The organism is Catellatospora paridis (assembly GCF_009720365.1).
GTDB lineage: Bacteria > Actinomycetota > Actinomycetes > Mycobacteriales > Micromonosporaceae > Catellatospora > Catellatospora paridis.
This window is the reverse complement of record NZ_ML769312.1, coordinates 847,809-857,966: the sequence shown is the minus strand read 5'-3', so window position 1 is coordinate 857,966 and position 10,158 is coordinate 847,809. Positions and strand designations below refer to the sequence as shown.

At 73.0% G+C, this 10,158-nt stretch carries 9 protein-coding genes; 3 read left to right on the top strand and 6 right to left on the bottom strand.

What is annotated here, in order from left to right; translation table 11 throughout:
* Positions 1-59 precede the first annotated feature (59 nt).
* Positions 60-1,115, top strand: coding sequence for an NAD-dependent epimerase/dehydratase family protein (locus F9C41_RS03885; RefSeq protein ID WP_155385164.1), 1,056 nt, complete (start codon positions 60-62; stop codon positions 1,113-1,115).
* 1 nt (position 1,116) lies between these two features.
* Complete coding sequence (locus F9C41_RS03880) at positions 1,117-2,592, top strand: hypothetical protein (RefSeq protein WP_155385163.1); 1,476 nt, start codon at positions 1,117-1,119, stop codon at positions 2,590-2,592.
* Between the two features lie 54 nt (positions 2,593-2,646).
* Here the strand turns inward: F9C41_RS03880 and F9C41_RS03875 are convergent, their stop codons facing one another.
* Positions 2,647-3,933: an ArsB/NhaD family transporter gene (locus F9C41_RS03875; RefSeq protein ID WP_155385162.1), complete on the bottom strand. Its 1,287-nt coding sequence runs from the start codon at positions 3,931-3,933 to the stop codon at positions 2,647-2,649.
* Positions 3,930-4,373 carry a CBS domain-containing protein gene (locus tag F9C41_RS03870; protein WP_155385161.1) on the bottom strand — a complete coding sequence of 148 codons (444 nt, stop codon included), beginning with the start codon at positions 4,371-4,373 and terminating at the stop codon, positions 3,930-3,932. Before F9C41_RS03870 ends, F9C41_RS03875 begins: the two co-directional genes overlap by 4 nt.
* A gap of 271 nt (positions 4,374-4,644) precedes the next feature.
* Between F9C41_RS03870 and F9C41_RS03865 the strand changes: the two genes are divergently transcribed.
* Positions 4,645-5,658 (top strand): ABC transporter permease, encoded by a 1,014-nt coding sequence (locus F9C41_RS03865; protein WP_155385160.1) that lies wholly within the window; start codon positions 4,645-4,647, stop codon positions 5,656-5,658.
* A gap of 132 nt (positions 5,659-5,790) precedes the next feature.
* On the opposite strand, the gene F9C41_RS03860 is transcribed toward F9C41_RS03865, so the two are convergent.
* The 4 genes from F9C41_RS03860 to F9C41_RS03845 all read right to left on the bottom strand — a co-directional run bounded on the left by F9C41_RS03860 (position 5,791) and on the right by F9C41_RS03845 (position 10,100).
* A complete protein-coding gene (locus F9C41_RS03860; protein WP_120321023.1) occupies positions 5,791-6,069 on the bottom strand; it encodes a DUF4193 family protein in 279 nt (92 codons plus the stop codon).
* A gap of 416 nt (positions 6,070-6,485) precedes the next feature.
* On the bottom strand, positions 6,486-6,635 hold the full coding sequence (locus F9C41_RS03855) for a hypothetical protein (protein WP_155385159.1): 150 nt from the start codon (positions 6,633-6,635) through the stop codon (positions 6,486-6,488).
* 133 nt (positions 6,636-6,768) lie between these two features.
* Positions 6,769-8,535 carry a family 43 glycosylhydrolase gene (locus F9C41_RS03850; RefSeq protein WP_155385158.1) on the bottom strand — a complete coding sequence of 589 codons (1,767 nt, stop codon included), beginning with the start codon at positions 8,533-8,535 and terminating at the stop codon, positions 6,769-6,771.
* Between the two features lie 392 nt (positions 8,536-8,927).
* Entirely contained in the window at positions 8,928-10,100 is a 1,173-nt protein-coding gene (locus F9C41_RS03845) for a cytochrome P450 (protein WP_230689273.1), read from the bottom strand.
* Between the last annotated feature and the right edge of the window lie 58 nt (positions 10,101-10,158).

Genomic DNA, 10,158 nt, shown 5'->3' with positions numbered 1-10,158 from the left:
CCTTACAAAGTGGAAACGTCGCACCGTGACGCTCCGCGGCCCGCCTAGGTTGTGAGTTCATGCGAGTTCTCATCACCGGCGGAGCGGGCTTCATCGGCTCCCATGTGACCCGTGCGCTGGCCGCCGCGGGCCACGACGTGTCCGTGCTGGACTGCCTGCACCCGGCCGCGCACCAGCCCGGCAGCGAGGTCGACGAGGTCGAGGGCGTGGGAGTCCGCCGCGGCGACGTACGCGACCGCGACACCGTCGAGTCCGCCCTCGCCGGAGTGGCCGCCGTCGTGCACCAGGCCGCCATGGTCGGCATGGGCGTCGACCTCGCCGACCTGCCCGACTACGTCGCCAACAACGACCTGGGCACGGCCGTGCTGCTGGCCGCGATGGCCCGCCTGCGGGTGCCGCGGCTGGTCCTGGCCAGTTCCATGGTGGTGTACGGGGAGGGCGCCTACTCCTGCGCCGCGCACGGCCCCGTCCGCCCGACCCCGCGCGAGCTCGCCGACCTGGCCGTCGGGCAGTTCGAACCGCGCTGCCCGCACTGCGCGTCGCCACTGGTCCCGGGCACCGTCGACGAGGACGACCGCATCGACCCGCGCAGCGTCTACGCGGCGACCAAGCTCGCCCAGGAGCACCTCACCGCCGCCTGGGCCCGCGAGTCGGGCAGCACCGCCGTGGCACTGCGCTATCACAACGTCTACGGGCCCGGCATGCCCCGCGACACCCCGTACTCCGGCGTCGCCGCGATCTTCCGGTCCGCGCTGGAGCGCGGCGAGAGCCCGCGCGTCTACGAGGACGGCCACCAGCGCCGCGACTTCGTCCACGTCACCGACGTCGCTGCGGCGAACGTCGCCGCGCTGGACTCGCTCGACGCGGCCCGCGCGCCCGGCTTGCGGGCGTACAACGTCGCCTCCGGCGACCCGCGCACCGTCGCCGACATGGCGGTCACGCTCGCCGCCGCGCTGGACGGGCCCGCTCCTGTGGTGACCGGGGCGTTCCGGGCCGGCGACGTCCGCCACGTGGTGGCCTCCCCACGGCGCGCCCGCGACGAACTCGGATTCACCGCGCGGGTGCCGTTCGCGGCCGGGCTGGCCGAGTTCGCCCACGCCCCGCTGCGGGCCTGAGGTGCTCGCCACGCAGGCCGAGACCCGGCCGGACACCGCGGCGTTCCCGCGCGCCGACCGGATCACCACGGCCCTGGCCGCTGCGCTCGTCGTCGGCTCGATCGCCGCCGGCCTGGTGCTGAACCTGACCGGCGTACCCGTGCAGGCCGAGGCCGCGCCCCTGTACGCGCTCTGGAAGCCGCACGGCGGCCCCGGCACGCCGTTCGCGCTCGCGGTCGCGGCCGCCGTCGTCCTGCACGGACCGCGCCTGGCCGTGGCGCTGCCGTGGCGACGGCTGCTGGCCGCGTCCTATGCGGCCACCGTGCTGTGGACGCTGTCACTCGCCATGATCGACGGTTGGCGGCGCGGGCTCGCCGGCCGGCTCACCGCGCAGGCCGAATACCTCACCGAGGTGCCCGGCGTCATCGACATCCCCACGATGCTGAGGGAGTTCACCGGCCGCATCCTCGACTACCAGCCCGACTCCTGGACCACCCACGTCTCCGGCCACCCGCCCGGCGCGCTGCTCGTCTTCGTCTGGCTCGACCGCGCCGGACTGGGCGGTGGCGGGGCGGCCGCGCTGGCCTGCGTGCTCGTCGGCGCGCTGGCCGCGGTCGCGGTGCCGGTGACGCTGCGCGCGCTGGGCCAGGAGGCCGCCGCCCGCACGGCCGTGCCATTCCTCGTGCTGCTGCCCGGCGCGGTGTGGGTCGGCGCCTCCGCCGACGGGCTGTTCACCGGGCTGACCAGCACCGCCGTCGCACTGCTCGCGCTGGCGCTCACCGCAGCCGGGCGCGTGCGGGCCGACGGGGGCACCGCGCTGCGGGCCGCCGTGGGCGCACTGCTGTGCGGCTTCGCCGCGGGCGCGCTGCTGGCCTTCGGCTGCCACCTGTCCTACGGCCTGGTGCTGATGGCTCCGATCGTCCTCGCGATCGTGGCCGTCGCCGTGTCCACCCGGCAGTCCATCGCCGCGCCGCACCTCGCGGCCGCGTCGCGTGCCGGGGTCGTGCCGCAGGCCCCAGGCGGGCGGCTGCGCGCCGCCGCTCCCGCGCTCGTGGCGACGGCGGTCGGCGGGGCACTGGTGGTGGCCTGGTTCACTGCGGCCGGGTTCTGGTGGCTCGACGGCTACCACCTCGTCGTGCAGCGCTACTACCAGGGCATCGCCGCCGAACGCGCGTACGGCTACTGGGTCTTCGCCAACCTCGCGGCACTGCTGCTGTCGGCGGGCCCCGCCGCCGCGGTCATCGTGCGGCGGGTCGCGGTCGCGCTGCCGCGGGACCGGGCGGCGTACGTGCTGCTGCCCGCCGCGGCGGCGCTGTCGATCCTGGCCGCCGACCTGTCTGGGCTGAGCAAGGCCGAGGTGGAACGGATCTGGCTGCCCTTCGCCGTCTGGCTGCCCGCCGGGGCGGCACTGCTGCCCGCGGCGGCCAGGCGGGGCTGGCTGGCCGCCGGCGCGGCGACCGCACTCGTCGTCAACCACCTGGTGCTGACCGTCTGGTGAGCCCGGGCGGTCGGCATCGGGCAGCCGACCGCCCGGCTCCTACCTCCGTGCCGGTCAGAAGAAGCGCAGGTACAGGTACGGGACGCAGATCGCCACGGTGATCACGGTGACGACCAGGCCGTACTTGGTGAACTGCCAGAAGGAGATCGGCTTGCCCGCGCGTTCGGCGATGCCGAGCACGACGACGTTGGCCGACGCCCCGATCGCGGTGGCGTTGCCGCCCAGGTCGGCGCCCAGCGCCAGGGCCCACCACAGCACGTTGCCCTGCGGCGTGCCGTCGGCTTTGACCAGGTCGGCGACGATCGGGCTCATCGTGGCGACGTACGGGATGTTGTCGACGATCGCCGACAGCGCCGCCGACGCCCACAGCAGCAGCATGGTCGCGCCCCACAGCCTGCCCTCGACGGCCTCGACGGCCGCCGCCGAGACGGCGTCGATGACTCCGGTGTTGACCAGCGCGCCGACCATGATGAACAGCCCTGCGAAGAAGATCAGGGTGTGCCACTCGACGTCCCGGGCGATCTCGTCCGGGTCGAGCCGGGACGCGGCCAGCAGCAGCAGTCCGCCCACGATCGCGACCACCGCGGGCTCCAGGTGCAGCACCGAGTGCAGCACGAACGCGGCCAGCACCACGGCGAGGAAGACCAGGCTGATCGCCAGCAGGCGCGGGTTGCGGATCGCGTCGCGCTCGCGCATCGCCATCACGGCCGCGATCTTCGCGTTGTCGCTGCGGAACGCGTCCCGGAACAGCCAGCGGCACAGCCCCAGGAACACGACCAGCAGGATCGCCACGATCGGGGCCAGCACGTTCAGGAAGTCGTTGAAGGTCAGCCCGGACCGGCTCGCGATGATGATGTTGGGCGGGTCGCCGATCAGGGTGGCGGTGCCGCCGATGTTGGACGCCATCACCTCGGCGATCAGGAACGGCGCCGCGGGCAGGCCGAGCCGGTCGCAGACGAACAGCGTCACCGGCGCCACCAGCAGCACGGTGGTCACGTTGTCCAGTCCCGCCGAGGCGACCGCGGTGAGCACCACGAGCAGGACCATCACCGGGTACGGACGGCCGCGGGCGCGTTTGACGGCCCAGATCGCCACGAACTCGAACAGTCCCGTGCGCCGCAGCACCGCCACGATCAGCATCATGCCGATGAGCAGCATGATGACGTTCCAGTCGATGCCCGACTCCTCGGAGAAGAACGCGTGCTCGGCGTCGGTCGCGCCGATCAGCAGCATCACCACCGCGCCGCCCAGCGCCGCCGCGACCCGGTGCACCCATTCGGTCGCGATGAAGACGTAGGCGACCGCGAACACCGCCAGCGCGAGCCAGGCCTGCCCGCTCACGTCGGCACCACCCGGTCCAGCAGGCCGTGCAGCGTCACCGCGCCGAGCAGCGTGCCGCCGTCGACCACGGCGACCAGCGGGCTGCGGGTGCGCGCCATCAACGCGGCGATCTCCAGCGCGGTCGCATCCGGCGGCACCACGGGCAGCTCGTGCGGCTGCGGCGGCAGCAGCTCGCGGACCGTCCGCGCGCCCAGCTCGCGGATGAACACGTCGGCCGCGGCCTCATCGACGAGGTGGGTCAGGTTCGGGTCGTCCTGGAAGTACGACGGCACGGCCAGGCGCAGCACCTGAGTGCCGGGCAGCACCGCGAACGGCGCGCCCGCGCCGTCGACCACGATGAGGCCGGGCAGATCGGCCTCGGCCAGGAGGTGGACGGTGTCCATCGCGGGCGTGGACAGGGCGACGGTGGGGTAGGGCACCACGAGATCGGACGCGCGCACGGGCGGAACTCCTGTTCTGGCGGTCGACGAATGCCGATGCCGACCAGACTTCCCGGCGCTCCGTGAGCCAGCCTATCCGATCTCCATCACCGCGGTCCACGCAAACGCCGCCGACCACCGTGGGCTCGAAGCGACGAAGCGACGAAGCGACGAAGCGACGAAGCGACGAGGCGGCGAGGCGGCGAACAGCGTCGGCGGGCCGGTGACACGTCGGCTGAGCCGGTCTATAGTGGACAGCTGTCCATTCACGACCGTCAGTGGAGGTTCGCCCGTGGTGACCATGGCTCCGCCCGTGACAGGCCCCGACGTGCCCCCGCCCGCGCCCCGGCGCACCGCGGCCCTGCTGTCGCACCTCGGTTGGGAAGCGATCCTGTTCGTGCTGGTCGCCATCGCGGCGCTGGTCGTCGGCGTGCAGAGTGACGGCGAGGCCTTCGGGCACGGCATGTGGATGTCGCTGGCCACGATCGGACTGCTCGCCGGTGGCTTCGCCTTCTCGCTGCGCACCGGCAACCCGAACCTCGCCGTCGGGGCGCTGGCGGCGCTGGCCGGGGTCGTTTACGCCAAGCTCGCCCAGCAAGGCTGGCCGGGCCTGCTCGCCGGGGTCACCGCGGTCGTGATCGTGGTGCTGTTCTCGCTCATCCTCGGTGTGCTCGTCGGGCTCACCTCGGCTCCCGCCTGGGCGGTGTCGCTCGGCGGCCTCGCCGTCGCGCAGAGTGTCGCGCTGGGCCTGGCCGACTCCCGGGGGCTCCCACTGCCCGACGGTCCGCACGCGGAGTGGGCGGTGTGGGCCTGGGCGGCGCTGTTCGTACTGGGCACCCTGGCCGGCGGAGCGGCCTTCCTCAGCGCGGGTGTGCGGCGCGCGTTCACGGTGACCCGGCCCGACGGTGAGGTCCCGCGCTTCCAGGCGAAGCGCCTGCTCGGCGCGGTGCTGGGGTTCGCCGGGTCCGGCCTGCTGGCCGCGGTCAGCGGCATCGCGCTGGCCGGTCAGCTCGGCGGGGCCTTCGCCACCACCGGGGACCGCATGCTGATCGCGGTGGCCGTCGTGGTGCTCGGCGGCGTGAGCGTCTACACCTACCGCGGCGGCGTGGCCGGGACGCTGCTGGCCACCGCGCTGCTCGTGCTCGTCAACTTCGCGCTGAATCTGGCCGACGCGCCGAGCTGGCTGGCCTTCACCCTGCCCGCCGGCGTGGCGATCATGATCGGGGTGGCCGTCGGCTGGGTGCTGGACAAGATCGCGGGCCCCGAGCTGCCCGCTCAGGGCACCGCAGGACCGCAGGTCCCGTAACGGGACGGAACCGTGACCCGAAGTACCGGCGCGGGTACCTCGGGTACGGGCGGCCCGCCAGGGCGGGGGCCGCCCGGGCCGCGCAGAGCTGACGCTCGCGCACCCGGGCCGCAGCCGCCGCCCTTGGTCAGGTCAGGCGCATTCGAGGCACACGTCCTTGCCGGCCGCCGCCCGCTGATTGCGGTGGCGGACCAGGAAGCACTTCGTGCAGCGGAACTCGTCCGCCTGCTGGGCCACGACCGGCACGGTCAGCTCCTCGTCGAGCTGTTCGCCGCCGGGCAGGTCGTAGGACTCGCTCTCCTCGACGTCCACCGCCGAAGCGTTGGGCGCGTCCCGTCGTGCCCGCAGTTCCTCGAGGCTGTCTTCCTCGACGGCGGGCGTGCGGGGCGTGTCGTAGTCGGTGATTGCCATGGTCTTCTCTCCCCCCTCGTGACGCACCGTTGGAACACCGTCACTGTGTCGCCTATTCCAGTCCCGCCGATGTTGTTCCGCATCACATCTCGGCAGCGGCGGGGTGTTGCAGGTTCAACGCCGGGGCCGTCGTTTCGGTTCGCGGCCGCGAGGGTCTTTCTTGCGGCCCTCACGGACCTTTTCGACGGCTGGTTGATCCCCTGGTGGTGGAGGTGCGCGACCACCCGCAGCGCCCCGTCGCGGCGGTGCAGCAGGCAGCGGGGACGAGCTGGATCCCGCTCCCGCCGGTACACGCGGCCCACCACCACGTGCGGCCGAGAGTGTAGCCCCCGCGGGGGCCCTCGATCGTGAAACTGTCGAAGATCGGCGCGCCGACGCCCGCCCGCGGGCCGGTCCGGACGGGCCGTCGCAGGGTCTCACGGGTCACCGGTGCGGTGCCCGGAAGTGTTGCCGACCAGGAAGTCCCGGCGCAGCGGCCGGCCGGTGCCGGGCCGCCCCGGGTGCGCCCGACACACGAGCGGGCGGGGGCCGGTGATCTCGGCCACGATGATCCTGGCGGGGGACATGCGGCGAGGTTAGCCGGTAGAAGCGGACATCATTCTGTGAAACGCTCATTCACTCCAGTACCGGGCGACAAGTTCCGGCCCGGATGCGGCCGCCCGCCGCCACCGTGGCTCGGCGGCGGCGGGCGGCTACGGGTCACGACGCCGGCTCTCCTGAGGGCGCCGCCAGGGTGACGCCGGTCGCGACCGGTACGCCGAGGTTAGGGGTACCGTCGGCGTTCCAGGTGATCTTCTGAACCCGGGTGGAGCGGTTCATGTCGCAGCCGCCGCTGGTCGAGCTGTTCGCGTGGTACACGATCCAGTCCTCGGTGCCGTCGGGCGACTTGAAGAAGCCGTTGTGGCCCGGCCCGTACACGCCGTTGGCGTTCGAGCGCTGGAAGACCGGGTTGGCGGACTTCGTCCAGGACGACGACAGCAGCGGGTCGCCGGTGCCGTTGTACGTCAGCATGCCCAGCTTGTAATCCGGGGTGGAGCAGTGGCTGGCCGAGTAGATGATGAACGTCCTGCCGTTGCGCTGCAGGACCTCACCGCCCTCGGCGACCGCCCCGCCGACCGTCTCCCAGCTCAGCGTCGGGGTGGTCAGGATGCGGCGGGTGCCGCTGGCGGTCCACGGGTTGCTCAGCGGCCGGATGAACAGCGGCTGGGAGCCGTTGTAGAACGTGCCGAGCAGGTAGAGCTGGCCGTTGAGCTGCAGGATGCCCGGGTCGAGCTCCCAGGTGTTGTTGGCCGTCGGGTCGAGCAGGTCGGCCTTGAAGCTGTACGGGCCCATCGGGTCCGTCCCCGCGCTCTCCAGCACGTGGATGCGCTGGGTGCCCAGGTTGTACGGCTCCTGCCCGGCGGTGTAGTAGAAGTACCACCGCAGCCCGTTGGGGCCGTTGAGCAGGTGGAACTCCGGTGCCCACATGGTGCCCGCGCCGTTGGGGTTGGTCAGGTTGAACAGCACCTGGTCGGTGGCGGTGGCCAGGCCGCGCATGGTGGTCGCCCGGCGCATGGTGATGGTGCGGTTCCAGGTGGTCGTGGCCAGGTAGTAGTAGCCGTTGTAGTACTGCAGCCACGGGTCCGGGCCCTGCGCCTTGATCGGGTTGGTGAACGTGTTCGTGGTGCCGCCCGAGGTGACCGTCCAGCTGAAGGTCGTGCTGCCGCTGACGCCGCCGCTGGTCGCGGTGGCGGTGACGGTGTACGACGCCACGGTGGTCGGGGTGCCGCTGATCACGCCGGTCGAGCCGTTGATGCTCAGCCCGGCGGGTAGGCCGCTCGCCGTCCACGTGTAGCCCCCGGAGCCGCCGGCGGCCTGCAGGGCCAGCGAGGTGGCGGTGTTCACGGCGGTGGAGCGGCTGCCGGGGTTGGTGACCGTGACGCCGGTGCTGTCGGTGACGTACGACGGCAGGCGCCACACCCGGCTCGTCGCGGTGCTGCAGGGCAGCTGCACCAGCCCGGTGTTCGCCGCCGACGACCCGCCGCTGGGCACGATGCACTTGCCGGAGCCGACCGACACGACGTTGAACGTCTTGTCGGTGCCGCTGACCGTCACGGGCGTGAGCCGCCACCGCTGGTTCGGGTTGGTGTGGCAGGGCCACTGGATGATCGTGGCGTTGTCGGCCGTGGACGCGCCGTTGACGTCGACGCACTTGCCCGACGTCGACGTGGCGATGGTGTAGGTGTCCGTGGTGCCCGACACCGGCGTGAAGGTGAACCGCTGGTACGTGGCGGAGTTGCAGGCCTGCTGGGTGAGCTGCACCAGGTTGGCGGTGTTGCCGGCAGGCAGGGCCGCGCAGTTGCCGCCGTTGGAGTTCACGGCGGTGGTGCTGAAGGTGACGATCGCGGCGGCGGGCTGCGGGACGAACAGCGTCGCGGCCACGATGGCGGGCACGGTGAGCAGGGACAGTAGTCGGGAGCGTGTCATGTTCGCGTCCTCCGGGCAGGGGCGGGCTCGGCGGGGCGCCGCCATGGGCCGCCGCGGCGCACGCCGTCTCCCGGCCGGCGGGACGCGCCGTGGGGGAGCCGTGCCTACCCGGTCACCGCGGGGCTGGTCGGTGCCTCACCTGTTCAGGGCTGAGGGTGGTGGCGGGTGCCCGCCACCGCGGGTCGCTGGGGTCGGGGGTCCGTGCTCCTCTCGCCGGGAACCGGCCGGCTGGCCGGGGATGCCGGTGCATCGACAGGTGCCACGATGACTTACGAAAACCTTTTCGGCAACGGCGCGCACGGCGTTGCGCCCCGATGGTGCCGCCACGACAGCCCCATCAGCGGGGCATGGTCCACTCCCGACGGCGCGGGCTGCGAAAAGGTTTCGCCGGTTCAGGCCGTCCGGATGCGCAGCGACTCGTACGTCGGCACCAGCACCTGCCGCGCGGGAGCCCGCGAGACGACCCGCCACGGCCGCCCGTCGGCGGTCAGCGTCTCCAGCAGCCGGGTCAGCTGCACCCTGGCCACCGCCGCGCCGAGGCACAGGTGCCGCCCCGCGCCGAACCACAGCTGCCGGGTCTCCGGCACGTACGCGCGGGTGATGTCGAACGGCCCGGCCTTGTTGTCGGCCACGTAGGTCAGCATCATCACCCGGCCGTCCCGGCGCAGCCGCCGCCCGGCGAGCTCGGTGTCGCGGGCGATGTGCCGCCCGATCACCGGCGCGGGGGTGGTGACGCGCAGCCCCTCGCGCACCGCGTTGGCCGTCAGTGCCGGATCGGCCAGCAGCCGGTGCTGCTGCCCGGTGTCGTGCAGCAGCGCCACGGTGCGGGTCAGCGAGGACGCGCCGGTCTCGGTGCCCGCGATGACCAGCAGCGTGGTGAGCCCCTTCGCCAGGTCGAGGCCCAGGTCGAGGTCCCGGCAGCGGCCCAGGATGGTGTCCGGGCCGCCCGTGTGGTACGCCTGCCCGACGCCGCCGGTGATCGCCTCGACCAGCGCACCCGCCTTCGCGATCACCTCGGGGGCGAGCGCGGTGGACGCCTGCGTGCCGAGCGCCAGCGCGGCCAGCCGCTCCGCGGAGGCGAACAGCGCCAGCGCCGCGTCGTCATCGGACACCGCGACCCCGAGCAGATCGGCGACGGTGTACGCCGAGGTCGTGCGGACCACCGCGGCCAGGTCGACCTCCTCACCCGCCGCCAGCCGGGCCCGCAGCCGGGTGTGGTGCGGGCCCTGCACCCGGTCGACCAGCAGGCGGGCGCTGTCCTCGGTGAACAGGTCCCGGGCCAGCGAGCGCAGCTCGGCGTGGCGCGCACCGGCGAAGAACGACGCGAACTCCGGCCCGAACAGCTGGCCCCACAGGTCGCCGACGCCGCCCTCGCCGACCATGCTGAACGCGGGGTCGTTGAGGATGCGCCGGGCCAGCACCGGATCGGTCACCACCCAGCCGAGCCGGGGCAGCCGCACCAGTGGGCCCAGGAGACGGCCCACGGTCAGCAGCGTCCACAGTGCCGGGTTGCCCGCCCGCAGCAGCCGGGCCTCGTGCCTGCGCGCCTGTCCGTGTTCGGTCACCAGACCGCGAAGCATTCTCATCCTCCGACTACGGTGCTCAGATGGTAGGCCATGCCGG